Source organism: Janthinobacterium sp. GW823-FHT03B06 (assembly GCF_058796955.1).
This window is the reverse complement of the sequence record NZ_JBXAJE010000004.1, coordinates 104,843-130,869: the sequence shown is the minus strand read 5'-3', so window position 1 is coordinate 130,869 and position 26,027 is coordinate 104,843. Positions and strand designations below refer to the sequence as shown.

Annotated in this window: 19 protein-coding genes; 18 read left to right on the top strand and 1 reads right to left on the bottom strand. The window is 64.5% G+C overall.

From position 1 onward, the window contains the following. Position 1 precedes the first annotated feature (1 nt). From kdsB to AC1RBA_RS15180, 5 genes are all read left to right on the top strand, one after another. On the top strand, positions 2 to 760 hold the full coding sequence (gene kdsB / locus AC1RBA_RS15200; protein WP_492418905.1) for a 3-deoxy-manno-octulosonate cytidylyltransferase: 759 nt from the start codon (positions 2 to 4) through the stop codon (positions 758 to 760). Between the two features lie 275 nt (positions 761 to 1,035). Further along, a complete protein-coding gene (gene adk / locus AC1RBA_RS15195) occupies positions 1,036 to 1,692 on the top strand; it encodes an adenylate kinase (protein WP_070224611.1) in 657 nt (218 codons plus the stop codon). A 194-nt stretch (positions 1,693 to 1,886) separates the two neighbouring features. Then, positions 1,887 to 4,010 (top strand): sodium-translocating pyrophosphatase, encoded by a 2,124-nt coding sequence (locus tag AC1RBA_RS15190; RefSeq protein WP_070224610.1) that lies wholly within the window; start codon positions 1,887 to 1,889, stop codon positions 4,008 to 4,010. A gap of 200 nt (positions 4,011 to 4,210) precedes the next feature. Beyond that, positions 4,211 to 4,609: a hypothetical protein gene (locus AC1RBA_RS15185; protein ID WP_492418903.1), complete on the top strand. Its 399-nt coding sequence runs from the start codon at positions 4,211 to 4,213 to the stop codon at positions 4,607 to 4,609. 13 nt (positions 4,610 to 4,622) lie between these two features. Then, a complete protein-coding gene (locus tag AC1RBA_RS15180; protein ID WP_492418902.1) occupies positions 4,623 to 5,123 on the top strand; it encodes a glycine zipper family protein in 501 nt (166 codons plus the stop codon). Here AC1RBA_RS15180 and AC1RBA_RS15175 read toward each other — a convergent pair. Beyond that, the gene (locus AC1RBA_RS15175; RefSeq protein ID WP_492418900.1) at positions 5,120 to 7,177 is read right to left on the bottom strand and encodes a TonB-dependent receptor domain-containing protein; all 2,058 of its coding nucleotides are present in this window, start codon (positions 7,175 to 7,177) and stop codon (positions 5,120 to 5,122) included. The two genes, AC1RBA_RS15180 and AC1RBA_RS15175, sit on opposite strands and share 4 nt — an antisense overlap. A gap of 279 nt (positions 7,178 to 7,456) precedes the next feature. Between AC1RBA_RS15175 and AC1RBA_RS15170 the strand changes: the two genes are divergently transcribed. From AC1RBA_RS15170 to AC1RBA_RS15110, 13 genes are all read left to right on the top strand, one after another. Beyond that, complete coding sequence (locus AC1RBA_RS15170; protein WP_492418898.1) at positions 7,457 to 7,879, top strand: hypothetical protein; 423 nt, start codon at positions 7,457 to 7,459, stop codon at positions 7,877 to 7,879. Between the two features lie 232 nt (positions 7,880 to 8,111). Beyond that, a complete protein-coding gene (locus AC1RBA_RS15165; protein ID WP_139143015.1) occupies positions 8,112 to 9,356 on the top strand; it encodes a hypothetical protein in 1,245 nt (414 codons plus the stop codon). Between the two features lie 4 nt (positions 9,357 to 9,360). Then, positions 9,361 to 10,803, top strand: a complete 1,443-nt coding sequence (locus tag AC1RBA_RS15160; RefSeq protein ID WP_083287177.1) for a UbiA family prenyltransferase — start codon at positions 9,361 to 9,363, stop codon at positions 10,801 to 10,803. 42 nt (positions 10,804 to 10,845) lie between these two features. Beyond that, positions 10,846 to 11,190 (top strand): DMT family transporter, encoded by a 345-nt coding sequence (locus AC1RBA_RS15155; RefSeq protein WP_071650290.1) that lies wholly within the window; start codon positions 10,846 to 10,848, stop codon positions 11,188 to 11,190. 160 nt (positions 11,191 to 11,350) lie between these two features. Then, a complete protein-coding gene (locus AC1RBA_RS15150) occupies positions 11,351 to 12,109 on the top strand; it encodes a 3-hydroxyacyl-CoA dehydrogenase (RefSeq protein ID WP_070224603.1) in 759 nt (252 codons plus the stop codon). Between the two features lie 84 nt (positions 12,110 to 12,193). Next, positions 12,194 to 13,969, top strand: coding sequence for a gamma-glutamyltransferase (gene ggt, locus AC1RBA_RS15145; RefSeq protein WP_492418897.1), 1,776 nt, complete (start codon positions 12,194 to 12,196; stop codon positions 13,967 to 13,969). A 238-nt stretch (positions 13,970 to 14,207) separates the two neighbouring features. Further along, positions 14,208 to 15,377: a patatin-like phospholipase family protein gene (locus AC1RBA_RS15140; protein ID WP_070224601.1), complete on the top strand. Its 1,170-nt coding sequence runs from the start codon at positions 14,208 to 14,210 to the stop codon at positions 15,375 to 15,377. A 119-nt stretch (positions 15,378 to 15,496) separates the two neighbouring features. Further along, on the top strand, positions 15,497 to 19,660 hold the full coding sequence (locus AC1RBA_RS15135; RefSeq protein ID WP_492418895.1) for a hybrid sensor histidine kinase/response regulator: 4,164 nt from the start codon (positions 15,497 to 15,499) through the stop codon (positions 19,658 to 19,660). An 86-nt stretch (positions 19,661 to 19,746) separates the two neighbouring features. Then, a complete protein-coding gene (locus tag AC1RBA_RS15130; protein ID WP_070312085.1) occupies positions 19,747 to 20,454 on the top strand; it encodes a response regulator in 708 nt (235 codons plus the stop codon). Between the two features lie 230 nt (positions 20,455 to 20,684). Then, the gene (locus AC1RBA_RS15125) at positions 20,685 to 22,304 is read left to right on the top strand and encodes an AMP-binding protein (RefSeq protein ID WP_492418893.1); all 1,620 of its coding nucleotides are present in this window, start codon (positions 20,685 to 20,687) and stop codon (positions 22,302 to 22,304) included. Beyond that, positions 22,301 to 24,694, top strand: a complete 2,394-nt coding sequence (locus tag AC1RBA_RS15120; RefSeq protein WP_492418891.1) for a bifunctional salicylyl-CoA 5-hydroxylase/oxidoreductase — start codon at positions 22,301 to 22,303, stop codon at positions 24,692 to 24,694. The genes AC1RBA_RS15125 and AC1RBA_RS15120 overlap by 4 nt, the downstream gene beginning before the upstream one ends. Continuing rightward, positions 24,691 to 25,491, top strand: coding sequence for an SDR family NAD(P)-dependent oxidoreductase (locus tag AC1RBA_RS15115; protein WP_492418889.1), 801 nt, complete (start codon positions 24,691 to 24,693; stop codon positions 25,489 to 25,491). The genes AC1RBA_RS15120 and AC1RBA_RS15115 overlap by 4 nt, the downstream gene beginning before the upstream one ends. 13 nt (positions 25,492 to 25,504) lie before the next feature. Beyond that, positions 25,505 to 26,026, top strand: coding sequence for a MarR family winged helix-turn-helix transcriptional regulator (locus AC1RBA_RS15110; RefSeq protein WP_099410421.1), 522 nt, complete (start codon positions 25,505 to 25,507; stop codon positions 26,024 to 26,026). Position 26,027 lies beyond the last annotated feature (1 nt).

Genomic DNA, 26,027 nt, shown 5'->3' with positions numbered 1-26,027 from the left:
GATGGCGTTCATCGTCATCATCCCGGCCCGCCTGGCTTCGACCCGCCTGCCGGGCAAGCCGCTGGCCGACCTGGGCGGCAAGCCCATGGTGGTGCGCGTGGCCGAGCAGGCAGCCTTGTCTGGCGCCGCGCGCGTCATCGTCGCCACTGACCATGACAGCATCCGCGACGCCTGCGCCGCGCACGGCGTGGAAGTGTGCATGACGCGCAGCGACCATCCGTCGGGCACGGACCGCATCGCCGAAGTGGCGCGCACGCTGTCTTTGCCGCCGGACGCCGTCGTCGTCAACCTGCAGGGCGATGAACCGCTGATCGATCCGGCCCTGCTGGCCGCCTGCGCGGCGCAGATCAGCGCCGCCGTCCCCATGGCCACGTGCGCCCATCCGCTGCATGACGTGGTCGACGCCTTCAATCCGAATGTCGTCAAGGTGGTGCTGGACAAGGCAAACCGCGCCTTGTATTTTTCGCGCGCCACCATCCCCTGGCACCGCGACGGCTTCGCGCAGTCGAAAGACAGCTTGCCGGCCGGCTACGTGCCGCTGCGTCATATCGGCCTGTATGCGTACAGCAATGCATTTTTGCAAACGTATCCCACGCTCTCCGCGTCGCCTCTGGAAGCGATCGAGGCGCTGGAGCAGTTGCGCGTGCTGTGGCACGGCTATGCCATCGCCGTGCACGTCACGGACTCGGCCCCGGCCGCCGGCGTGGACACGCCGGAAGATCTGGAACGCGTGCAGGCGCACTACCGCCACGCCACCTGAGAAAACGTCCATGGCTGCCTTGCCCTGAACGTTTTTCAGGCGCCGTGCGTGCGCGAGAAAAACTTTATGCGGGGCCTGCCACAAAAAACCACATTTTGAAACACCTGCTTCGCTAATTGCTGGCTTTGATCAATCAGGGCATAGCAATTCGACAGCAAACTGGCGTTCCGGGGATTTTTTGTGGTAAGTTTCGTAGGGAAAGATAGCCATAGCAACATCATCTAAAAATAATTACACATACCACCATCCAAAATCTGTTTTTTAGGAACTTTTCAATGCGTCTGATACTTTTAGGAGCACCCGGTGCCGGCAAGGGCACCCAAGCTAACTTCATCAAAGAAAAATACAATATTCCACAAATCTCCACGGGCGACATGCTGCGCGCGGCGATCAAGGAAGGCACCGAACTGGGCCTGGCAGCTAAGAAAGTCATGGATGCGGGCGGCCTCGTGTCGGACGACATCATGATCGGCCTGGTCAAGAACCGCCTGCAGGAAGCCGATTGCGCCAATGGCTACCTGTTCGACGGCTTCCCGCGCACCATCGCGCAAGCGGACGCCATGAAGGATGCCGGCATCAATGTCGACTACGTGCTGGAAATCGACGTGCCGGATGAGTCGATCATCGAGCGCATGGACGGCCGCCGCAGCCACCCGGGTTCGGGCCGCGTCTACCACGTCAAATTCAATCCACCCAAGGTCGACGGCGTCGACGACATCACGGGCGAGCCGCTGATCCAGCGCGACGACGACAAGGCGGAAACGGTCAAGAAGCGCCTGGACGTGTACCACAACCAGACCAAGGTCTTGCTCGGTTACTACAACGACTGGGCCAAATCCGGCCTGCCGGGCGCGCCGAAATACCGCCGCATCGCCGGCGTCGGTCCGGTCGAGCAAATCCGCGACAGCGCATTTGCCGCCCTGGCGGAATAAGCAGTATTGAAAAGCGGACCTCAGTGTCCGCTTTTTTTGTGCCCGCTTTTCAGGCAGACTGCAAGCATGGCTGTATGTCTTACGTTTTCGTAGTTGAAGTTTTTTGCAGGTCGTGTTTTCCTGGCTGCGCGCGCCTACCCGGTGCGGTCTGCAGCTGTCGGCAATGACGTCGGATAAAAACAGAAGGGGACGATATGGCAGCCAGTTTGTGGTTTGCGGTAGCCTGCGGCGTGGTCGCAGTCATCTATGGTTTGGTGTCGCGCAGCTGGATCCTGCGCCAGGATCCCGGCAACGCGCGCATGCAGGAAATCGCGCTGGCCATCCAGCAGGGCGCGGCCGCCTATCTGGCGCGCCAGTACCGCACCATCGCCATCGTCGGCGTGGCGCTGCTGATCGCCATCTATGTGCTGCTTGGCCTGCACACGGCGCTGGGTTTTCTGATCGGCGCCGTGCTGTCGGGCGCCTGCGGCTTCATCGGCATGAATGTTTCGGTGCGGGCCAATGTGCGCACGGCGCAGGCGGCCACCCTGGGCATCAACCAGGCGCTGAACGTGGCCTTCAAGGGCGGGGCGATCACCGGCATGCTGGTCGTCGGTCTGGGCTTGCTGGGCGTGACCCTGTTCTACTGGCTGCTGGTGACGACGGGCGCGCCAGGCCTCACCCAGCATGACCTGATCAAGCCCCTGATCGGCCTGGCCTTTGGCGCCTCGCTCATTTCCATCTTCGCGCGGCTGGGCGGCGGCATCTTCACCAAGGGCGCCGACGTGGGCGCGGACCTGGTGGGCAAGGTGGAGGCCGGCATTCCCGAGGACGATCCGCGCAACCCGGCCGTCATCGCCGACAACGTGGGCGACAACGTGGGCGACTGCGCCGGCATGGCGGCCGACCTGTTCGAAACCTATGTCGTGACCCTGATCGCCACCATGCTGCTGGGCGCGCTGCTGATGGCCGAAGCGAGCAGCACGGCCATCCTCTATCCGCTGCTGCTGGGCGCCGTTTCCATCCTCGCCTCCATCGTCGGCTGCTCGATGGTCAAGACGGCACCCGGGAAGAAGATCATGTCGGCCCTGTACACGGGCCTGTGGTGGGCGGCGGGCCTGTCGCTGGTGGGCTTTGCCGTGGTGACGTGGCTGCTGTGGCCCGACGACGCCATGCGCTACAAGATGCTGGGCGCCACCGTCGTCGGCATCGTCCTCACGGGCCTGATGGTCTACATCACCGAGTACTACACGGGCACGGACTTCAAGCCCGTGCGCCACATCGCCGAAGCGTCGACGACGGGCCACGGCACGAATATCATCGCCGGCCTGGGCGTGTCGATGAAGTCCACGGCGTATCCGGTGCTGGCCGTCTGCGTCGCCATCCTCGTCTCGTACCAGCTGGCGGGCCTGTACGGCATCGCCATCGCGGCCACCTCGATGTTGTCGATGGCGGGCATCATCGTCGCGCTCGACGCGTATGGCCCCATCACCGATAACGCGGGCGGTATCGCGGAAATGTCGGGCTTGCCCGACTCCGTGCGCGCCATCACCGACCCGCTCGATGCCGTCGGCAACACCACCAAGGCCGTCACCAAGGGCTACGCCATCGGCTCGGCCGGCCTGGCTGCGCTGGTGCTGTTCGCCGACTACACGCATGCGCTCGAATCCGTGGGCCAGCACATCACCTTCGACTTGTCGAACCCCATGGTGATCGTCGGCCTGTTCATCGGCGGCCTGATTCCGTACCTGTTCGGTGCCATGGCGATGGAAGCCGTGGGCCGCGCGGCCGGCGCCGTGGTGGTCGAGGTGCGCCGGCAGTTCCGCGACATCAAGGGCATCATGGAGGGCACGGCGCGGCCCGAATACGACAAGGCCGTCGACATGCTGACGGCGTCGGCCATCCGCGAAATGATCGTGCCCTCCTTGCTGCCCGTCGTGGTGCCCATCGTCGTCGGCATGCTGCTGGGGCCGGCGGCGCTGGGCGGCCTCTTGATGGGAACGATTGTGACGGGCCTGTTCGTGGCCATTTCCATGACCACGGGCGGCGGCGCCTGGGACAATGCGAAGAAATACATCGAGGATGGCCATTTCGGCGGCAAGGGTTCCGACGCGCACAAGGCGGCCGTCACGGGCGACACCGTGGGTGACCCGTACAAGGATACGGCGGGACCGGCCGTCAATCCCTTGATCAAGATCATCAATATCGTGGCCCTGCTGCTGGTGCCGCTGCTGCCGGCCACGGGCTGGCTGGCCGTCAAGGCGCCGGCACCTGTCCACGCGCCCGTGCCGCCCATCCTGGCGCCGGCGACACCCGTGCAAAGCTTGCCGGCGCAATAGACCGCGCCACTCCATGCAGCCCCGTGGCCCGCGCCGCGGGGCTGTTTGCATTTTCTGCAGGTGAAACTTTCCTGCACTCCATATCCTCGGCGTATCAAAAGTGAGCAATTGTTACGGCGCCTTTGCTTGTGCCGGCCCCTTGCCAATAATGGAGTGAAAAGGTGAGCTTCACAGTCTGGCAGGGAAGGCGGGAGGAAGTCATGGACAGCATCAACAGGAAGGGCGGCGCGCTGCTGGCGTTGCTGATATTGGGCGGTGTTGCCGGGTTGGCCCAGGCGGAGCCGGGCCGGCACGGCGGTTTCCACGGCCATCACGGCCACTTTCATGGCCATTCGCACGTGGGCGTCTGGGTGGGAGCGCCCTTGTGGTATGGCTATGGGCCGGGCTGGTATGGCGACCCGTGGTATGGCTATCCCTATCCGTATGGGCGCACGGTGGTCGTGCAGCCGCCGCCCGTCGTGCCTCCCGTTTACATCGAGCAGGGCGGCGTGCCGACGGCGCAGATGTGGTACTACTGCGCGCGGCCGCAGGGCTATTATCCCTACGTGAAAAATTGTAGTACGGCATGGCGTGCCGTGCTGCCGACCAGCGTGCGCTGACGCGGAGGTCAACATGAATACGAGAGCGTTAATGGGGCGTGCCGGCCTGCTGGCGCCGCTGCTGCTGGCTGCCTGCGCGGTGATGCCGGAAGGGCCGTCGGCCATGGTCTTGCCCGGCACGGGCAAGAGTTTCGAACAATTCCGCAGCGACGATCTGCAGTGCCGCGGCTATGCGCAAGGCCAGTTGGGCGGCAGTTCGGTGCAGCAGGCCAGCGTCGACAGCGGCCTGCGCAGCGCGGCGCTGGGTACGGTGCTCGGTGCGGCGGCCGGCGCCGCCATCGATGGCGGCCATGGCGCCGGCGTGGGCGCGGGCACGGGCTTGCTGTTCGGCGCGCTGGCAGGCACGGGCGCGGCGGACAGTTCCGCATATGGCATGCAGCGCCGCTATGACTACGCCTACCAGCAATGCATGTATGCGAGCGGCCACAAGGTGCCCATCGCCGGGCAGATGCTCAGCAGCGTCCCGGCCAATGCCGCCACGCCGCCGCCCGATGCGCCGCCGCCCCGTTATTAGAACCTTGAGGTCAGGCCGACGAACATGCGGCGTCCCGGCACGTAGTAGTCGACCAGGCCGTCGGCCATCGGTCCCTTCTTGAACAGGTTCTGCACGCCGCCGCGCACGGTCCACTGGGGCGTGAACTTGTACGACACGACGGTGTCGACGATGGTGTAGGCCTTGTCGGCCAGCTTGCCCGCGTCGAGTTCCTTGCCCGTGTACTGGGCCGACACTTCGCCGAACAGCTGGTCGTTGACTTGCCAGCCCAGCGCCGAATACCACGACAGCTTCGGCGTCGACAGCAGGTTGGCGCCCGTGGTCAGGTTTTTCGCCTCGGCCATGTAGGTCACGTTGTTACGCCAGTTCAGGTTTTTCGTCAGCGGGATATTCGCCGTCGCTTCCAGGCCGCTGGTGCGCGCTTTCTGGATATTCGTCATTTTGGTCCACCACTGCTTCTGGTAAAAACCCAGCGGCGCGTAGTCGATCTTGTTCTTGAAATCCGTGTGGAAGTACGTCAGGCCCACGTCCCAGCCATTCTGTTCCCACGCCACGCCGATCTCGCCGGCCGTGCTCGTTTCCGGCTTCAAGTCCGCATTGCCGGCCATGTAGCAGCCGCCCGTGATGTAGCCGAGCGGTTTGAGGCTGCCGCAACCGCGTCCGCCCGACTGCGTGGCCGCCGCCGGCGAGTTTTCCTTCAGGCTGGGGGCGCGGAAGCCTTGCGAGATGCCGCCCTTGATGGTCCAGGCGGGGGCCGGGTGGTACACGAGGTAGAGGCGCGGGCTGTAGTGATTGCCGAACTTGCTGTGGTGATCGAGACGCAGGCCGGCCGTGGCCGTCAGGTTGTCGCGCAGGAACAGCTGATCTTCCGCAAACAGGGCCGAGGTGGTGCCGGACAGGGTGGCGCCGCTCACGGGGTTGCCCAGGTAATCGGTGGGCACGGTGCCGATGGTGTCCGTATTCGTCAATTCCTGGTGCTTCCACTGGCCGCCCATCACCAGCATTTGCTCGATGCCGCCCCAGCCGACCCGTTTTTCCAGGCTGGCATCCAGCGTGCTGTCCTTGGATTTGGCCACCGTACCGACGACTTCGTTGTCGAAATCGTTGTGGTACAGGTTGACCACGGCCTTGCCGAAGTCCCAGCGGCCTTCATAGCCGATGCTGGCGCTCTTGCGTATCAGTTTGCTCGCGCCCCAGGCGCCGAACAGCGGGTAGCCGTCCGCGTCGAGCGTGGTCGAATCCGTCGATTGCTGCTTGCCGTAGCTGGCGTCCAGCGACAGGTTCTGCTTCTTGTCCAGCGCCCAGTTCAGCTGGCCCGAGACAGTCTGGTTGCGTTCGCCGCCGATGCCGCCCGATTTGCCGATTGCTTTTTCATCGGGATTCTGGCGCGTCTGGCCCACGCCCAGGCGCATGCCCACCGTGTCCGACAAGGGGCCGGCCAGGTTCACGCCCAACTGGTGCGCCGTGCCGCGGCCGCTGTCCTGCGGCTGCGTGTAGTTGGCCGTGGCCGAACCGTTCCACTTGCCCGGCACCTTGCGCGTGATGATGTTGATCACGCCGCCCATGGCGTCCGAGCCGTACAGCGACGACATGGGGCCGCGCACCACTTCGATGCGCTCGATCATGTCGGGCGAGATCCAGTTCAAGTCCTGGCGGCCCAGGTCGGGACGGTAGGCCGTGTCGGCCGAGCTGCCGACGCGCTTGCCGTCGACGAGGATCAAGGTGTATTTGTCTGGCAGGCCGCGCAGCTTGATCTTCGACTCTTCGCCCACGGGGCTGGTGCCGCCCGTCACGCCGGGGATGCGGCGCAGCAGGGTATTCAAGTCATACACGGGCTGGCGTTCGATTTCCTCGCGCGTGATGACGCTGATGCTGGCCGGCGCATCCTTGATGTCGATGGCCGTGCCTGATGCCGTGACGACCACCGTGTTCATGGTGGGATCGGCGGCCGCATTGCCTTCGGCCCAGGCGCTGCTGACGGCCAAGGAGAGCAGGCAGGGCAGAAGCAGAGTGGCGCAATGGATGGGGCGGGCGGGCGTAACAGGATGAATGAAGGCGGGACTGCGCTTGGTCATGGTGAACTTTCCGGATGTTGTTTTTTCCTGGCTGCCTTCCGGGTGGCTCGGGTATGAATGATTGAAAATGCAATAAACTGCGCTCCTATTCCGTGAATGAGAATAAGAATCGTTCTTATTGTAATGCCATCCTGGCAAGAAGGAAAGTGCTGAAAGGAAATAAAACACCGTTGCAGCGTGGACATGGCGGCTGCCAGCGTGTGCGTGTTACTCGCGCTGGCATCTGGCGCCGTGTGTGCCAATAATGAAAGCGGTATGATCGATGCTTGGGGAGGGGGCATGAAGACGATGACAAAAACCATGCTGGCGCTGGCCGGCGCCCTGCTGCTCGCTGGCGGCGATGCCTGGGCGCAGGAACCTGCTGCGTCCGATCAACTGCCCGTGTGCCAGCTCGACCCGCGCGACAGCGGCAAGCTCTCGGTGGAACCGTGCCGCCCGGCGCCGCCCGTGCAGCCGCGCCGTTCCGTGGCGCAGGTGATCGGCCGCATGCCGGCCCAGCCAGCGCCACCGGTCGTGCCCATGGCGCCGCTGCCGCCCAGCCCGGCCGCGCCCATGCCGCGCGCGCCGCAGCCCATCGGTTCATGCGACACGGGCGGTTGCCGCGACGCTGCCGGCGCGCGCTATAACGGCGCGGGCAACGCCACGCTCGATGCCAACGGGCGCATCTGCCACCGCAATGGCGCTTTCATGCAGTGTTTCTAAGGAGTCGGTGCCAGCGCATCGCGCTGCCATGCCGGAAGCAATAGGCAGGCCCTGTGCGTTGCCGCCGGGCGCCATGCATGCTGCCACGGCTCCATTTTCTAAATATTGATAAAAAACAAATATCAAGGATGAGTGGCCGGGATTTAATTATTGCTTTTTTGTATATACCATGAAACAATAACAATAAATATTTAATAATTTATTGTTGTCATCGTATTGTTAGCAATCCACAATGAAACCAGCCCATCTTCGTCTCTTGTTCGTCACGTTTTCCATCTGTGCCCTGGCTGTATTTTCCTGGTATTTTTTGGCAGGAAACGCACTGCTGGAGGCGGCCTATGACGGGCGCTCATGGTCGGTCCTCAATAAGGTACTGGGACACGCGGACCGCCACCCGCTGGCATTCTATATTCAGAAAATGGATGCCTTGGTAAGCTTTTACCTGTTGCTTTGGCTGGCATTCACCGTCACTGCCGCAGTGTTCCTGTATCGTTTGCATCGGCCCGCAGCAAAGAGCGACGATGGGCTCGACTACCTGTTGTTCGCCATTTACACCGCAGTGTTTGCCGGAATGCTCCTGCGTTTCGGCACGCAGGAAAGCTGGTACATGATCGATGACATTATGGCATTCAAAGGTACGCCGCCGTTCCAGCACCGCGTCATGTTCATTTTCCCGGCACAGGTCCTGCAGTACCTGTTCCCCCGCCTGGGCGCTATCGAGTGTTTTCTCTGGTCCCAGGTACTGGCCATTGTGCTGATGCTGTGGTCGGTCCGGCGTTTTGCGGCTCTCTTCATCCGACGAGACCTGGCCTTCGTGGCGCAGTTTCTGGTGTTGTGCATGTGGGCGCCCACGGTCACCTATTACACGTTTTACGATATCGGTATTATTTTTGTCTATTCCTTTTGCCTTTACCACCTGCTGCGCCGTGAAATGCTGCCCTATGTGGCGATGCTGGTGGCGGGAACGTTCAATCACGAGATAACGCTTTTCCTGATCGTGACGAGCGGCTTTGTCTTGCTTGGACAGATGAAGCTGCGCTCGCTGGCGGGATGGATCTTGCTGCAACTGCTGCTGTACGGCCTGGTGCGCGTACTGATGTTTTATGTGTTGCCAGCTCATCAGGCATGGGAGGGCGGCAAGATTGACAACAATATCAATCTCTTCCTGCACCATCCGCGTACGCTGGTACAGAACGTTGGCCCTTTATTGCTGTGGTATCTCGTGGCCGCCTGCGGCTGGCGCTATGCGTCGGCGCCGCTGCGGCGCTGCCTGATTATCCTGCCGTGTTTGCTGACCATGACCTTTATGGTGGGACAGTTCAATGAAGGGCGCCAGTTTGACGCGTTCATCCCCGTTGCCGTGGCATTCATGTTGTGCGCACTGAGTGCGCGTGTCGGTGCGCCAGCCATGCCCACGCTGGATCGGGACAGCGCCTGGTTGCTGTTACGCATGCCGGCATCCGGCACGGGAAGGTAATATCATGGCCGAACCGATGTTGCACGCGCAGGGTGAACAGAAGAGTGTACCGCTGGTGGTTGATCTCGACGGTACGCTGATCCATTCGGACTTGCTGTGGGAAGCGATTCTCATCTTTATCAAAGTGCGGTTCCTGCAGCTCTGGCGCTTGCCGTTCTGGCTATTTTCCGGCAAGGCTGGCTTCAAGGAAAAAATGGCGGACATGGTGGAGATCGATCCACAAGCCTTGCCGTATGATCAGATTTTGCTGGCCGACCTTGCGCGACAGCGCAGCGAAGGGCGCCAGATCATTCTGGCGACAGGTTCGCAGCGCCGTTTCGCCGATGCCATCGCCGTCCACCTGGGCCTGTTTGACCGCGTGCTGGCCACCGAGGGTGGGATCAATCTCACTTCGCACAACAAGGCGCATCAACTGAGCGAACTGTTTGGTGCCAGGGGGTTTGATTACATAGGCAATGCCAGTGTTGACGTCGCGGTATGGAATGCCAGCAACGTGGCGCTTTCCGTCACGCGCACGCCGTTCCGGCTGGCGGGTGGCGGCGCCACGCAGCCAGCGGGCACGCCGCGCACTGGGTGGGGCGCGCCCCTGCTCAAGGCAATGCGGCCCCGCCAGTGGCTGAAGAATCTGCTGGTCTTTGTGCCGATGCTGGCCGGCCATGCGCTGAATCTGCCGACTTTCCTGCAGGCGCTGGTGGCGTTTGTGGCTTTTTCGCTGTGCGCCTCTAGCGCCTATCTGCTCAATGATGCGCTCGATGCGCCCGATGACCGACGCCACCCCAGCAAGTGCCGCCGGCCCATAGCCGCCGGCAGCCTGCCGCTGCCCGTTGCCCTTCTGGCCAGTCCGCTGCTGGCCATCCTGGCGCTGGCCATTTGCGCACTGTTCGATCCGCTGCTGTTGCTGGCCGTGGCGATTTACTTCGCCACCACCCTCGCGTACTCGATTTACCTGAAGCGCTTGCTGATGGTCGATATCGTCACCCTCGCCATCCTGTATACCTTGCGCATACTGGGGGGCAGCGCGGCGACGCATATCGAACCGTCGTTCTGGCTGCTGGCCTTTTCCTTCTTTATTTTCCTTAGCCTGGCGCTGCTCAAGCGCTATAGCGAGTTATTCAATCTGGAGCGCCAAGGCAAGGAAAAGACGCGCGGCCGCAGCTATACGACGGCCGATAAGGCGCCGATCGGCATCATGGGCGTGAACAGCGGATTCATTTCGCTGCTGGTGTTCATGCTGTACTTTAATTCCCAAAATATCCTGGTGCTGTATGCGCGCCCTTACCTGTTGCTGGGTATCGTGCCCCTGCTGGTGTTCTGGCTGGGACGATTGTGGACGCTGGCCTTCAGGGGCGAGGTCAACGAAGATCCCGTGTTGTATGTGAGTAAAGATCCCGTCAGCCTCGTGGTCATCGCCGCCTGCATGGCGCTGGCGGTCGGCGCCAGCCTGTAGAATGTCGCACCCTCTCCCGAAACCGTACCCGAACTGCTACCGATGATGACTTCCGCTTCTGCAGGCTTCCTATGGTGCGCGCTGGCCTCAGTGGCCAGCGCGGCGGCCACCTTGCTGATCAAAATGTCCAGCCAGTATGGCAGCGGCCTGAATATCGTCCGCCTGCTGTGGCTGGGCGGCGCAGGGGGAGCCTATGCCCTCGGTTTCATCTGCTATGCGGTGGCGCTGGAAAAGCTGCAAATCAGCCTGGCCTATCCCGTCATGACGGCCATCACGATGGCGCTGGTGACCCTGATCGGCTGCTGCGTGCTGCAGGAAGCGCTCACCATGCCGAAAGTGATCGGCATTCTGCTGATCACGGCGGGTGCTTTCGTCCTGTCCCGCTGAGCGCTCCAACGCCGGCCTGCTCCGTTTATCCATAACTTTTGGCTGTGTTGCGCAAAAAATGGCTACAATTGTCGCCGACATTACGTTTACGTAAACGTAACTATGGCACCATGCAACCATCAGGCGCCGGGAACACGGCCCTTATCACTCAGGAGTTTTCATGCAGATTCAGGACAATGTATTCATCATCACGGGCGGCGCATCGGGTTTGGGCGCGGCCACGGCGCGCATGCTGACGGCAGCAGGCGGCAAGGTCGTGCTGGCCGATGTGCAGACGGAGGCGGGCCAGGCGCTGGCCGCTGAACTGAACGGCGTGTTCGTGCAATGCGACGTGACGTCGGAAGAGGACGGCCTGGCCGTGGTGGCTGCGGCCACCAAGCTAGGTACTTTGCGCGGCCTGGTCAACTGCGCCGGCGTGGCGCCGGCCGTGAAAACCGTGGGCAAGGATGGCCCGCATCCGCTGGCCCTGTTCCAGAAAGTCGTCAACATCAACCTGGTGGGCACCTTCAATATGTGCCGCCTGGCGGCCGACGCCATGGCGAAACAGGACGCGACGGCGGAAGGCGAGCGCGGCATCATCATCAACACGGCTTCCGTGGCGGCCTACGATGGCCAGATCGGCCAGGCGGCCTACGCCTCGTCGAAGGCGGCCGTGGTGGGACTGACCCTGCCGATGGCGCGCGACCTGTCGCGCAACGGCATCCGCGTGATGACGGTGGCGCCCGGCATCTTCGAGACGCCGATGCTGCTGGGCATGCCGGCCGAAGTGCAGGATGCGCTGGGCAAGATGGTGCCGTTCCCTTCGCGCCTGGGCAAGCCCGGCGAATACGCGCAACTGGTAAAGGCCATCGTGGAAAACGTCATGCTCAATGGCGAAACCATCCGTCTCGATGGTGCCATCCGCATGCAGCCCAAATAAGCGTGGCGTGATTTGATGTAGGATACCCCCGTATGGGGCGTACAGCCTTGCCTGGCTGTGCGCCCTTTTTTTATCGGAGAATCCATGATCGCATTGAAGCCGCTGGCGCTGAGCCTGACCTTGCTGGGGGCGCTGGCCGCCAGTCCCGTATTTGCCGAAGTGCCGCAAAAGGCGCCGGAAATCGCCACCGCGTATGCGGAAAAAAACGGCTGGGCGGCGCAGAAATTCATGGTCGCCGCCGCCAATCCGCTGGCCGCCGATGCCGGCTACCAGATGCTCAAAAAAGGCGGCAGCGCCATCGACGCGGCCATCGCCACTCAGCTGGTACTCACCCTGGTCGAGCCGCAATCGTCGGGCATCGGCGGCGGCGCCTTCCTGCTGTACTCCACGGCCAAGGGCGTGCAGGCCTTCGACGGGCGCGAAACGGCGCCGGCCGCCGCCGATGAACACCTGTTCCAGAATGCGGACGGCAGCCCCGTCTCGCGCGCCACGGGCGTGGTGGGCGGGCGCTCCGTGGGCGCGCCGGGCGTGCTGCGCATGCTGGAGCTGGCACACAAGGAGCATGGCAAGCTGCCGTGGGCGACCCTGTTCGGCCCCGCCATCAAGCTGGCGCACGGCGGCTTTCCCGTCAGCCAGCGCCTCAACGGCCTGTTGACCTGGGACCAGGCCCTGAAGCGCGACCCTGTCGCCGCCGCGTATTTCTATGACGGCGAGGGCAAGGCCTGGCCCGTCGGCCACGTGCTGAAAAATCCGCAGCTGGCGCGCACCTTGCGCGAGATCGCCCGCGGCGGCGCCGACGCCTTTTACCAGGGCCGCATCGCGCGCGACATCGCCGCCAAGGTGGCGTCGCACCCGACCAATCCGGGCAAGCTGACGGCGCAGGATATCGCCGGCTACAAGGCCAAGGTGCGCGAGCCCGTCTGCAGCGATTACAAGGCCTGGACCGTGTGCGGCATGCCGCCGCCATCGTCGGGCGGCATCGCCATCGCGCAGATGCTGGGCATCCTGGAAGTGAAGGATATCCGGCCATATGCGCCCGTCGACGGCGTGCCCGATGCGCAGGCAATCCACCTGTTTTCGGAAGCGGGGCGCCTGGCCTACGCGGACCGCAATCGCTACGTGGCCGACACGGACTTCGTGCCGCTGCCTGGCAAGGGCGTCGCTTCGATGCTCGACAAAGCCTACCTGGCGCAGCGCGCCGCCCTGATCGGCGAGAAATCCATGGGTAAAGCCTTGCCCGGCACGCCACCCGGCATGCAGGTGGCGTGGGGCATGGACAATGCCCTGCAGCGCCCGTCGACGTCGCACCTGGTGGCCGTCGACGCTTTTGGGGGCGGCTTGTCGATGACCACCAGTGTGGAAGACGCGTTCGGCTCGCGCCAGATGGTCGACGGCTTTTTGCTGAACAACCAGCTGACGGATTTCTCGTTCGATTCGCGCGATGCCGATGGCCCGATCGCCAACCGGGTCGAGGCGGGCAAGCGTCCGCGCAGCGCCATGTCGCCCACCCTCGTGTTCGAGAAGGGCACGCACAAGCTGGTGCTGGCCACAGGTTCCCCCGGCGGTTCGTCCATCATCAATTATGTGGCCAAGGTCCTGGTCGGCACAATGGACTGGGGCTTGAACGTGCAGCAGGCCATCAGCCTGCCCAACTTCGGCAGCCGCAACGGTCCGACGGAACTGGAAAAGGGCCGCGCGCCGGCCGCGCAAGTCGAGGCGCTGCAGGCGATGGGCCACGAGGTGCGCGTGATTGAGCAGAATTCCGGCCTGCAGGGCATCATGCGCCTGAATGCGCATGGCAAGGATTTCTGGTTTGGCGGCGCCGATCCGCGGCGCGAAGGCATGGTCCGGGGCGATTAGGGGCACCGGACCAAACCTACTGCGCGTCGGTATAGGCGGCCTGCGATGCTCACCGTACTAGAGTACGGTTGCGCTTCTTAGCCACCTCTCCCTTCCGCTCGCTACGGTTTTGTCCGGCGCCGTGACGTGGGCAGTCTGTCTGGATGTTGTTCTGCACACTTTGTATCATCCTTTTCCGGTGCACTCAGTAACTTCCAAACTTTTCCACAAAGTATCAAGACCCTGCTAATCTGCCAGCATGGGAATGCAAAATAAAACAGGCTTGATACTCACGGGAGGGGGCGCCCGTGCCGCCTACCAGGTGGGCGTGCTGCAGGCGATTTCGGCGATTCTGTGGGAAGCGGGTTGGGCGCCGGCGCGCAACCCGTTCGACATCATCTGCGGCACCTCGGCCGGCGCCATCAACGCCACGGCGCTGGCTTGCCGCGCCGATAACTTCGGCGAAGGCGTGCAAAAGCTGCTCGACGTGTGGCAGCACATCGAAGTCGAGCAAGTGTATCGGGCCGATTCGCTGGGCGTGATCCGCTCGGGCGCGCGCTGGTTGTCCTTGCTGTCGTTCGGCTGGCTGCTGCGCCAGTGGCATGCGTCGCCGCCCAATTCCCTGCTCGACAATACCCCGCTGGTCAGCCTGCTGCACCGCATGCTCGACCTGCCGCGCCTGGACGCGGCCCTGGCCGACGGCTTGCTGCATGCGCTGGCCGTGACGGCGTCGTCGTATTCGGGCAGCCGCCACATGACGTTTTATCAGACGGCCGGGGATATCGCGCCCTGGGTGCGCACGCAGCGCCTGGCCTTGCCCGACCAGATCGGCGTGGAACACTTGCTCGCCTCGGCCGCCATCCCTTTTATCTTTCCCGCCGTGCCCCTGTACGTGGGCGGCCAGCGCGAATACTGCGGCGACGGTTCCATGCGCCAGCTGGCGCCGATCTCGCCGGCCATCCACCTGGGCGCGAACAAGGTGCTGGTGGTGGGGGCGGGGCGCATGACGGAACCGGCACCGGCCGCGTCGGAAGCGGCGCGCTACCCGAGCCTGGCGCAGATCGCCGGCCACGCGCTGTCGTCGATCTTCCTCGACGGCCTGGCTGTCGACATCGAGCGCCTGAACCGCATCAACCTGACCTTGTCGATGCTGCCGCCCGAACTGCTGGGCAAGACGGCCTTGCGGCCGGTGGAATTGCTGGTCATCGCGCCGTCCGAGCGGCTCGACGCCATCGCCAGCCGGCATATCGGCAGTTTGCCGCGTCCCATCCGCACCATGTTGTCGGGCATCGGCGCGGCCGAAGCGCGCGGCGCGGCGCTGGCATCGTATTTATTGTTCGAATCGACGTATACTAACGAGCTGATCCGTCTTGGACAGCGCGATACGCAGGCCCGCAAGGACGATGTACTGGCGTTTTTTGGTTCTTGAGACGGCCCCCGGAACAGTTGCCGGAGTTTCGCGTTTTTTTTGACAGGACGATTGTGCTGGTATTTCGACGTGTTTGCGATGTTGCCTCACTGTTAATTTTACTGCTGGGCGGCTGGGCCATGGCGGCGCCTGCGCCCACCCTGCGTTTCGACCAGCTCAGCGTCGACCAGGGCCTGGCGCAGGAATCGGTGCTGGCCATCGCCCAGGACCGGCAGGGCTATATGTGGTTCGGCAGCCAGTCCGGTCTGAGCCGCTACGACGGCTACCGCATGGTCGTCTACAAGAATATCGAGGGCGACAAGACCAGCCTGGCCGACAACTGGGTCGGCGAGCTGCATGTCGATAGCCAGGGCCAGCTGTGGGTAGGCACCGACAATGGGCTGGACCGCTTCGACGCCGCCAGCCAGACCTTCATCCATTATGGTCCCGGCGAAAAGAGCAAGCGCGGCAACGGCAACCGGCATATCCATGCCATTCTCGACGATGGCGCGCGCGGCTTCTGGATCGCCACCTCGGACGGCTTGCAGCATTTCGACCCCGCCACGGGCGCCTTCCGCACCTGGCACCATGAAGAAGGCAACCCGCACAGCCTGGGCGACAATGAAATCAAGGCGCTGGCGCTGGACGCGCAACAGCGCCTGTGGATCGGCACGGTAACGGGCCTGGACATGCTGGCGCCGGGCAGCGAGCGCTTCGAACATTTCGCCGTCGATGCGACGCCCGGCTCGAAGTACAACGTGATCCAGTCGCTGCTGGTCGACCGCCAGCAGAACCTGTGGATCGGCACTATGGCCGGCGCCGAGCGCTGGCGTCTGGGCGGCGCCGGCCAGCCGCCGCAGGCAAGAGTGCGCTTCGGCGAGAAACATGGCTTTTCCGCCATCCGCGTGGCCAGCCTGTACCAGGATGTCGACGCCACCGTCTGGCTGGGCAGCAATGCCGATGGCCTGTTCCGCTGGCTGCCCGACAGCGACACCTTCCTGCAGTACCGGCACCAGACGGGCGACAAGTTCAGCGTCGCCGACAACCAGCTGTCGTCGCTCTACCGCGACCGCGCCGGCACCTTCTGGGTCGGTTCCTGGTACAACGGCGTGAGCCGGGTCGACCTGGGCAGCGGCGGCTTTGCGCGCATGGCGCGCGCGCCCGGCGACGTGGGCGCGCTGGCGGACAAGAAAGTGCGCGCCGTGGCCGACGCGGGCAATGGCAAGCTGTGGCTGGCCACCAAGGGCGGCCTGAAACTGTACGACACGCGCGACGGCAGCTCGCGCCTGTTCGACCTGCGCAGCGCACCCGGCATGTCGCGCGACGAGCAGGTCACCACCCTGTACAAGGCGCCGGACGGCGTATTGTGGGTGGGCGGCTCGACGGGCTTGCACCGCTTCGATCCGGCACTGGGGCGTTTTTTTACCATGCGCTTTGCCGCCGGCGACCCGAACAGCGACACCATCCGCAATGTCGTGAGCGACCGCAGCGGCATGCTGTGGGTCTCGACGCGGGGCGGCGTGCACCGCTTCGATCCCGTCAGTCGCCGTTTTACCACGTACCGCCACGACCCGGCCGATCCGAACAGCCTGTCCGACAACATGGTGCGGCCCGTGCTGGAAGACGGCAAGGGGCGGTTGTGGATAGGCTCCTTCCACGGCCTGGACTTGCTGGACCGCGCCAGCGGCCGCTTCCGCCATTTCCGCCACGATCCGCAAAACCCGCAGAGCCTGAGCCACGATGAAGTGCATTTCCTGCACGAAGACAAGCGCGGCGTGCTGTGGGTGGGCACGGCCAATGGCTTGAACCGCATGGACGTCGACGCCAAGGGCGGGATCCGCTTCCGGCGCTTCCTGCGCAAGGATGGCATGGCCGATGACGCCGTCGCCAGCATCCTCGGCGACGACAACGAACAGCTGTGGCTGAGCACGAACAGCGGCATCACGCGGCTCGACATGCGCAGCGGCCTGTTTCGCAACTACGACAGCGCCGATGGCACGGTGGAAGGCTCGTACTTCGACGGCGCGGCCTTGCGTGCGTCGGACGGCACCATGTATTTCGGCGGCTTCAACGGCATGACGGCGTTCATGCCGCAGGATATCCACGACAACCGCGTGCCGCCGCTGGTGGCCGTCACGGAACTGCAGATCTTCAACAAGCCGGTGGCCATCGGCCGCGGCGAGTTCGCGCATGTGCTCAAGAAGGCCATCGACCATACGCGCGAGTTGGTGCTGACCAGCCGTGAAAGCGTTTTTTCGCTGGAATTCGCGGCCCTGCATTTCGCCGCGCCCCAGCGCAATATGTTCGCCTACCGGCTCGAAGGCTTCGACCAGGACTGGGTCATGACGGATGCGGGGCGGCGCTTTGCCACCTACACCAACCTCGACGCGGGCAACTATGTGTTTCGCGTCAAGGCGGCCAACAAGGACGGCGTGTGGAACGAGAGCGGCGCCACGCTGGCCATCACGATTTTGCCGCCGTTCTGGAAGACCTGGTGGTTCCGCACCCTGATGGCGCTGCTGCTGCTGGGCGCCGTGTATGGCGCGTACCGCCAGCGCGTGCGCGCGCTGCGGCGCCAGCAGAACGAGCTGGAAAAACTCGTCGGCGAACGCACGGCCGAGTTGCAGAGCAAGGAAATCGAGGTGCTGGCCCAGTCGGAAAAGCTGGCACAAGTCAACAGCAGCCTGACGAAAAACGAGGAAAGCCTGCGCCAGGCCAAGCGCAAGGCCGAGGATGCGACGCGCCAGAAGTCGGAATTTTTGGCCAACATGAGCCACGAGATGCGCACCCCGCTGGCCGGCGTGATCGGCATGCTGGGCTTTGCCCTGCGCGACGAGCAGCTGCACGACGCCACGCGCGAGCAGATCCTGCGCGGCCAGGCCAATGCCCAGTCGCTGCTGGTGATCATCAATGACTTGCTCGATTTTTCCAAGATCGAGGCGGGCAAGCTGAGTATCGAAAACATCGATTTCGCGCTCGGCGCGGCCATCGAGACGGTCGTCACCCTGTTCGAGGAGCAGGCGGCCGCGCGCAGCATCGGTTTCTCCATCGATTTCGCGCCCGACCTGCCGCCCTTCGTGGTGGGCGATCCGACCCGCTTGCGCCAGGTGCTGGTCAACCTGGTCGGCAATGCCTTCAAGTTCACCCAGCGCGGCGGCGTCAGCGTGTGTGTCGAGCGGGCCGGCGTGGCCAGCGGCAGCGGCGGACGCCGTGTCAACCTGATCCGCTTTAGCGTCAGCGACAGCGGCATCGGCATCGATGCGGACGCGATGGCGCGCCTGTTCCAGAAGTTCGAGCAGGCCGATGCCAGCACCACGCGGCGCTACGGCGGCACGGGGCTGGGTCTGGCGATCTGCCGCCAGCTGGTCGAACTGATGGACGGCGAGATCGAGGTGGCCAGCACGCCGGGGCAGGGCAGCACGTTTGCCTTCACCTTGCCGCTGGCCGACGGCGTGGCACCGCCGCTGGTGCCGCAGGTGGCGCTGGCGCCGCACAGCCACCAGTTGCGCGTGCTGTGCGCGGAAGACTTCCCGACCAACCAGATCATCATCCGCGTCATGCTCGAAGAACTGGGGCACCGGGTCGACGTGGTCGCCAACGGCGTGCTGGCGGTGGCGGCCTGCGTGCATACGCGCTATGACCTGATCCTGATGGACGGGCGCATGCCGGAGATGGATGGCGCCACGGCGACGCGTCTGATCCGCGTGGGCGGCTGGCCGGACCAGCCCGTGCGCGACCAGGAACTGATGATCGTGGCCCTGACGGCGAACGCCAGCGAAGAAGACCGCAGCCGCTACTTGGGCGTCGGCATGGATGATTTCCTCAGCAAACCGGTGGACGAGGCGGCGCTGCATGGCTTGCTGGCGCGCGCCATCGAGCGCCAGCTGCAGCGCGGTTTCATGTTGCCGCGCATGCCATCGAACGCGCCGCGCGCTAGCGCGCGGGGGCAGGCGGAACTCGACGCCCTGTTCGGCGTCGCGCCGGCCATCCCGGCGGCGGCGTCCGCCCAATCCATCCGCAGTGGCGAACTGCAGCGGCGCATCCGCGTCGCCTTTGTCGCCGACCTGGAAGGGCGCCTGCGCGAACTCGACGATGCCCTGGCGGCGCAGGACCAGGACAACGCCGGGCGCCTGTTGCACGGATTGAAGGGCAGCGCCGCCTATCTCGACGAAACGCAGCTGCACATGCTGTGCACGGAAATGGAGGAGGCGGCCGATGGCGGGCGCTGGACGCAGGTGGCCCTGCATTTGCCGCAATTGCGCGCACTGTTGACGCAAATAGCCGTTTCGGGCAAGGAAATGTAAAATAGGCAATTCCTGCCGTGGAGCGCGCGGCGAAACTGGGTAGAATGCGGCCAGGCACTCTGACGCTGCCGCCAATGGAGAAAGCAATGAAAGTACTGGTGGTTGACGACGATGTCGTGTCGCGCATGGTATTGATGCATCTGATCGACAGCTGCGGCGTGCACGATATCGTGGAAGCCGAAGATGGCGCGGCGGCGTGGGAGCAGCTCGAAGGCGGCTTGCGCCCCGCGCTGTGCTTTTGCGACTTGCGCATGCCGCGCCTGTCAGGCATGGAGCTGCTGCAGAAAATCCGCTCCGACAGCGCGCTCGACGCCATGCCGCTGGTGCTGGTCTCGTCGGCCAATGACCACGACACGGTGCGCGACGCCGTGCAGGCCGGCGCCGCCGGCTACATCGTCAAACCCTTTCAGCCGGAGCAGGTGCGCCAGCATATCGACGCCTGCTTTGACGTCTGCGCCTTGCCGGCCGAAGCGCCGCGCGACACCTTGCAGCGGCTGGGCATCGACGGCGAACGCCTGCTGGCCTACTTGACGGGCTTCCAGGGGCAGATAGTCGCCGCCAGCGAACAGGTCGACGCCTTGCTGGCGCGCGGCGAACCGGCCCAGGCGCGCCAGCAGCTCGAACGGCTGCACCTCGGTTGCCGCACCCTGGGCTTGCATGGTGCGGAAGCCGGCATGAGCGCCTTGCTGCAGTCGGCCGTGCTCGATGGCGAGCAGATACAGGCGGCCCTGGCCGCGCTGGCGCGCAGCGCGGCGCAGCAGGCGCGTTTGCTGCGCCAGGACGGCGCCGACTGATACACCATAACAAAACCTACTGCGCGTCGTGATTTGCGGCTTCCGATGCTCACTGTGCATCCGCACAGCTCCGCTTCTCGGGTCAACGGGGGCGCCGAGCCTCCCATCCGCTCGCTACGGTTTTGTTAGGTGTGTTGAAATTGCTGTTTCTGCTTGCTGGAAAAATACTTTAGGTTTAAAGTATCTGCTTCCGGGCCTTGTGCACGCGCCCGTCACCAGCCAGGATGAGCATGAGCAGCGACCCTTCGCCTACCACCGCATCTCCCCAGGACGACTTTGCGCGCGCGCACCTGCCGCCGCGCGCACTCTGGCCGCAGCTGTGCCTTGATTTGCCCGAGCTGCAGTATCCGCCGCGTCTCAATTGCGTCGCCGCGCTGCTCGATGCGGCCGTGGCCAACGGCGGCGGCGAGCGCACCGCCATCCTTGCCGACGGCCAGCGCTGGAGCTACGCCGATCTGGCGCGGCAAGTCGACCGCATCGCCCACGTATTGCGCGCCGACCTGGGCCTGATCCCCGGCAATCGCGTGCTGCTGCGCGGCGCGAATACCCCGATGATGGCCGCCTGCCTGCTGGCCGTGCTGAAGGCCGGCTGCATCGCCGTGCCCACCATGCCGCTGCTGCGCGCGCGCGAACTGTCCACCATCCTGGCCAGGGCGGAAGTGAACGCCGTGCTGTGCGCGCAGGGCTTGCGCGGGGAGCTCGACGGCTTGCCAGACTTGCCGGCCATGCTGTGCTTTGGCGCCGCCGATGCGGAACTGGAACGGCGCATGGCGGCCCACGATGCGCCATTTCCCGCGCACGACACGGCGGCCGACGACGTCTGCCTGATCAGCTTTACTTCGGGCACGACGGGCGTCCCCAAGGGCACCATGCACATGCAGCGCGACCTGCTGGCCATCTGCGACTGCTTTCCCCGTTCCATGCTGCAGGTGCGCGCCGACGATATCTTCATCGGCACGCCGCCGCTGGCTTTTACTTTTGGCCTCGGCGGCCTGCTGCTGTTTCCCCTGCGTTTTGGCGCGGCCACCGTGCTGCTGGAAAAACTCACGCCCGAGACCCTGCTGCGCGCCATCGCTGCCTATCAGGCCACGATCTGCTTCACGGCGCCGACTTTTTACCGCCAGATGGCGCCCCTGGCGGCCGGCCACGATTTGAGCAGCATGCGCTTGTGCGTGTCGGCAGGCGAGGCGCTGCCGCTGGCCACGCGCGACGCCTGGCAGGCGGCGACGGGACTGGCCATGACGGACGGCATCGGCGCCACTGAAATGCTGCACATCTTCATTTCCGCCACGGGCGAGGGCATCCGCCGCGGCGCCATCGGCAAGGCCATTCCCGGCTACCAGGCATGCATCGTTGACGATGCGGGCGTGCCGCAGCCGCCCGGCGTGACGGGCCGCCTGGCCGTGAAGGGCCCCACCGGCTGCCGCTACCTGTCCGACCCACGCCAGCGCGAGTACGTGCAGAACGGCTGGAACCTGACGGGCGACACCTTCGAGATGGATGCCGACGGCTATTTCTATTACCGCTCGCGCAGCGACGACATGATCGTCTCGGCCGGCTACAACATCGCCGGCCCGGAAGTGGAAGAGGCGCTGCTGCGCCACCCTGCCGTGGCCGAATGCGGCGTGGTCGGGCGCGCCGATGCCGAGCGTGGCCAGATCGTCGAGGCGCACATCGTGCTCAAGGATGGTTTCCAGCCCGGCGACGTGCTGGCGGCCGAATTGCAGGACTTCGTGCGCCAGCAGATCGCCCCGTATAAATACCCGCGCGCCATTCGTTTCTTGCCTGCGCTGCCGCGCACGGAAACGGGCAAGCTGCAGCGCTTCAAACTTCGCACGGACACCCCATGAATATCGTCTGCATCGGCGGCGGCCCCGCCGGCCTGTATTTCAGCCTGCTCATGAAAAAGCAGAACCCGGATCACCGCATCACGGTCATCGAGCGCAACCGCCCGTACGACACGTTTGGCTGGGGCGTGGTGTTTTCCGACCAGACCCTGGGCAACCTGGCCAATGCGGACGAGCCGACGGCGCGCGCCATCCTGCAGGCGTTCAACCACTGGGACGATATCGAGATCCACTTCAAGGGCGAGACTGTGCGCTCCGGCGGCCATGGCTTTTGCGGCATCGGCCGCAAGCGCCTGCTCAATATCCTGCAGGCGCGCTGCGAGGAACTCGGCGTGCAGCTGGTATTCGAGACGGAAGTGCTGGACGACCAGGCCATCGCGAAGCAATACGATGCCGGCCTGGTGATCGCCAGCGACGGCTTGAACAGCCGCATCCGCACGCGCTATGCGGCCAGCTACCAGCCCGAGATCGACCAGCGCCATTGCCGCTTCGTCTGGCTGGGCACGCGCAAGAAATTCGAGGCCTTCACGTTTGCCTTCCGCCAGACGCCGCACGGCTGGTTCCAGGCGCATATCTACCAGTATGACGGCGAGACCTCGACCTTCATCGTCGAAACGCCCGAACACGTGTGGCGCGCGGCGGGACTGGACGCCATGAGCCAGGAAGAGGGCATCGCCTTTTGCGAAGCGTTGTTCGCCGAGGAACTCGATGGCCACGGTTTGCTGAGCAATTCGCCGCACTTGCGCGGCTCGGCACAGTGGATCACCTTTCCCCGCATCGTCTGCCGGCAATGGGTGCACCGCCAGGACGGCGTGCCCGTCGTGCTGATGGGTGACGCGGCCCACACGGCGCATTATTCGATAGGCTCCGGCACCAAGCTGGCGCTGGAAGACGCGATCGAACTGGCGCGCTGCTTCGGCAAGCATGACGGTACGGATGCTGCGCTGGCCGCCTACCAGCAGCTGCGCGCCATTGAGGTGCTGAAGATCCAGAGCGCGGCGCGCAATTCCATGGAGTGGTTTGAAAACGTCGAGCGCTACAGTGCCATGGAAGCGCCGCAGTTTGCCTATTCGATGCTCACGCGCAGCCAGCGCATCTCGCACGAAAACCTGCGCCTGCGCGATCCCGCCTACGTGGCCGGCTATGAATCGTGGCTGGCGCGGCGCGCGGGCGAGCAAGCCGGCGTGGACATGCTGGATCAGGCCTTGCCGCCCATGCTCACGCCTTTCCGGCTGCGCGGCGTGCTGCTGAAAAACCGCATCGCCGTCTCGCCGATGGCGCAGTACAGCGCCGTCGACGGCGTGGCCGGCGACTACCATCTGATGCACCTGGGCGCGCGCGCCATGGGCGGCGCCGGCCTCGTGTTTGCCGAGATGACGTGCGTGTCGGCCGATGCGCGCATCACGCCCGCCTGCCCCGGCATGTACAGCGAAGCGCACACGCAGGCGTGGCGGCGCATCGTCGATTTCGTGCACGCGAACAGCGATGCGAAGATCGCCCTGCAGCTGGGCCACGCGGGCGCGAAAGGCTCGACGCGGCCCATGTGGGACGGCATCGACCAGCCGCTCAGGGAGGGCAACTGGCCGCTGGTCTCGGCCTCGGAACAGCAATACCTGGCCGGCGTCTCGCAAACGGCGCGCGCGGCCACGGAAAACGACCTAGCGCGCATCGAACAGGACTTCGTGCGCGCCACGCTGGCCGCCGCCGTCGCCGGTTTCGACTGGCTGGAACTGCATTGCGCGCACGGTTATCTGCTGTCGAGTTTTATTTCGCCGCTGACCAACCGCCGCACCGACGAATATGGCGGCAGCCTGGAAAACCGCTGCCGTTATCCCTTGCGCGTGTTCCGCGCCATGCGCGCGGCGTGGCCGCAGGATAAACCGATGAGCGTGCGCATCTCGGCCCACGACTGGGTCGATGGCGGCATCACGCCAGATGATGCGGTCGTCATCGCGCGCCTGTTCAAGCAGGCGGGCGCGGACCTGATCGACTGTTCCTCGGGCCAGGTCAGCAAACTCGAACGGCCCGTCTACGGGCGCATGTTCCAGGCGCCGTTCGCCGACCGCGTGCGCAACGAGGCGGGCATCGCCAGCATGGCCGTCGGCTCGATTTTCGAAGCCGACCACGCCAACAGCATCATCGCCGCCGGCCGCGCCGACCTGTGCGCCGTGGGCCGCCCGCACCTGGCCAACCCGGCCTGGACCCTGACGGAAATGGCGCGCATCGGCTACAGCGGCGCCGGCGCTGGGAACGGCGCAGCCTGGCCGAAACAGTACCGGCCGGGCCAGCAGCAGCTGGAACGCAATCTGCAGCGCGAGCGCCAGCTGGCCGCCGCCAACACGGGTCTCACCCCGCAACAGGTGGCCGCGCGGCTGCTGGAGGGATGGACATGAACAAGGAAGCATCGATGGACGCATTATCAGGAAAACATGCGCTGGTGACGGGCGCCGGCAGCGGCATCGGCCTGGCCTGCGCGCACGCCTTGCTGGACGCGGGCGCAAGGGTCACCCTGGCCGGACGCGATGGCGCGCGGCTGGCGCGCGCGCGCATGCAGCTGGAAGAGGCGGGCCACGCGGGCAGGGTGGCGATCTGCGTGCTCGACGTGGCCGTGGAAGCGTCCGTGCAGGCGGGCTTCGCGCAGGCGGCCGCGCATTTCGGCCGCATCGATATCCTGGTCAATAACGCGGGCCAGGCGCATGCTGCGCCTTTCGGCAAGACGGACGCCGCCATCTGGCAGCAGATGCTGGCCGTGAACCTGACGGGCGTGTTCCACTGCTGCCAGGCGGCCATGCCGGCCATGCTGGAAGCGGGTTGGGGGCGCATCGTCAACGTGGCGTCGACGGCGGGCCTGAAAGGTTACCGTTACGTCAGCGCCTATGTCGCCGCCAAGCATGGCGTGATCGGCCTGACGCGCGCGCTGGCGCTGGAAGCGGCGCCGCGCGGCGTCACCGTCAACGCCGTCTGCCCCGGCTACACGGAAACGGAGATGGTGGCGCAAGCCGTGCAGAACATCGTGCGCAAGACGGGGCGCGGCGAAGACGCGGCGCGAGCGGAACTGGCGGCAGCCAATCCGCAGCAGCGGCTGGTGCAGCCGCGCGAAGTGGCCGATGCGGTGGCCTGGCTTTGCCTGCCCGCGTCGTCCGCCATGAATGGACAATCGATCGCCGTCGCCGGCGGCGAAGTCATGTAACCGAATGAAGATCATGGACAAAGAAAACGAAAATGTGCAGGACGAACCCGTGCTGGATCTGGCCAGCCGGCTGACGCAGGACCACCACCAGTCGCTCAAGCTGTGGCTGCGCATGCTCTCGTGCACAGTGAAAATCGAAAACGAGGTGCGCACGCGCCTGCGCGCCACCTTCGGCATCACCTTGCCCCGCTTCGACTTGATGGCACAGCTCGAACGCTTTCCCGAAGGTTTGCGCATGGGCGAACTGTCCAGGCGCATGATGGTCACAGGCGGCAATATCACGGGCATCACCGACCAGCTGGAGCAGGAAAAACTCGTGGTGCGCGTGGTCGACCCGAAAGACCGCCGCTCGTACAGCGTCAAGCTGACGCCAGCGGGCCGGCGCGCGTTCGACGAGATGGCGCGCGTGCATGAGGGCTGGATCGCCGAACTGCTGCACGGCGTGACGCCCGATGACAAAACCCGTTTGATCGACCTGCTGTCGCAGATGAAACAGCACTTGAATGAACACGATCGTGACACCATCGATAAATAAA

What these genes read in the sequence shown, in the direction of transcription:
- kdsB (WP_492418905.1), top strand. Translation starts at nt 2, where the DNA reads ATGGCGTTCATCGTCATCATCCCGGCCCGCCTGGCTTCGACCCGCCTG.
- adk (WP_070224611.1), top strand. Translation starts at nt 1,036, where the DNA reads ATGCGTCTGATACTTTTAGGAGCACCCGGTGCCGGCAAGGGCACCCAA.
- AC1RBA_RS15190 (WP_070224610.1), top strand. Translation starts at nt 1,887, where the DNA reads ATGGCAGCCAGTTTGTGGTTTGCGGTAGCCTGCGGCGTGGTCGCAGTC.
- AC1RBA_RS15185 (WP_492418903.1), top strand. Translation starts at nt 4,211, where the DNA reads ATGGACAGCATCAACAGGAAGGGCGGCGCGCTGCTGGCGTTGCTGATA.
- AC1RBA_RS15180 (WP_492418902.1), top strand. Translation starts at nt 4,623, where the DNA reads ATGAATACGAGAGCGTTAATGGGGCGTGCCGGCCTGCTGGCGCCGCTG.
- AC1RBA_RS15175 (WP_492418900.1), bottom strand. Translation starts at nt 7,177, where the DNA reads ATGACCAAGCGCAGTCCCGCCTTCATTCATCCTGTTACGCCCGCCCGC.
- AC1RBA_RS15170 (WP_492418898.1), top strand. Translation starts at nt 7,457, where the DNA reads ATGAAGACGATGACAAAAACCATGCTGGCGCTGGCCGGCGCCCTGCTG.
- AC1RBA_RS15165 (WP_139143015.1), top strand. Translation starts at nt 8,112, where the DNA reads ATGAAACCAGCCCATCTTCGTCTCTTGTTCGTCACGTTTTCCATCTGT.
- AC1RBA_RS15160 (WP_083287177.1), top strand. Translation starts at nt 9,361, where the DNA reads ATGGCCGAACCGATGTTGCACGCGCAGGGTGAACAGAAGAGTGTACCG.
- AC1RBA_RS15155 (WP_071650290.1), top strand. Translation starts at nt 10,846, where the DNA reads ATGATGACTTCCGCTTCTGCAGGCTTCCTATGGTGCGCGCTGGCCTCA.
- AC1RBA_RS15150 (WP_070224603.1), top strand. Translation starts at nt 11,351, where the DNA reads ATGCAGATTCAGGACAATGTATTCATCATCACGGGCGGCGCATCGGGT.
- ggt (WP_492418897.1), top strand. Translation starts at nt 12,194, where the DNA reads ATGATCGCATTGAAGCCGCTGGCGCTGAGCCTGACCTTGCTGGGGGCG.
- AC1RBA_RS15140 (WP_070224601.1), top strand. Translation starts at nt 14,208, where the DNA reads ATGGGAATGCAAAATAAAACAGGCTTGATACTCACGGGAGGGGGCGCC.
- AC1RBA_RS15135 (WP_492418895.1), top strand. Translation starts at nt 15,497, where the DNA reads ATGGCGGCGCCTGCGCCCACCCTGCGTTTCGACCAGCTCAGCGTCGAC.
- AC1RBA_RS15130 (WP_070312085.1), top strand. Translation starts at nt 19,747, where the DNA reads ATGAAAGTACTGGTGGTTGACGACGATGTCGTGTCGCGCATGGTATTG.
- AC1RBA_RS15125 (WP_492418893.1), top strand. Translation starts at nt 20,685, where the DNA reads ATGAGCAGCGACCCTTCGCCTACCACCGCATCTCCCCAGGACGACTTT.
- AC1RBA_RS15120 (WP_492418891.1), top strand. Translation starts at nt 22,301, where the DNA reads ATGAATATCGTCTGCATCGGCGGCGGCCCCGCCGGCCTGTATTTCAGC.
- AC1RBA_RS15115 (WP_492418889.1), top strand. Translation starts at nt 24,691, where the DNA reads ATGAACAAGGAAGCATCGATGGACGCATTATCAGGAAAACATGCGCTG.
- AC1RBA_RS15110 (WP_099410421.1), top strand. Translation starts at nt 25,505, where the DNA reads ATGGACAAAGAAAACGAAAATGTGCAGGACGAACCCGTGCTGGATCTG.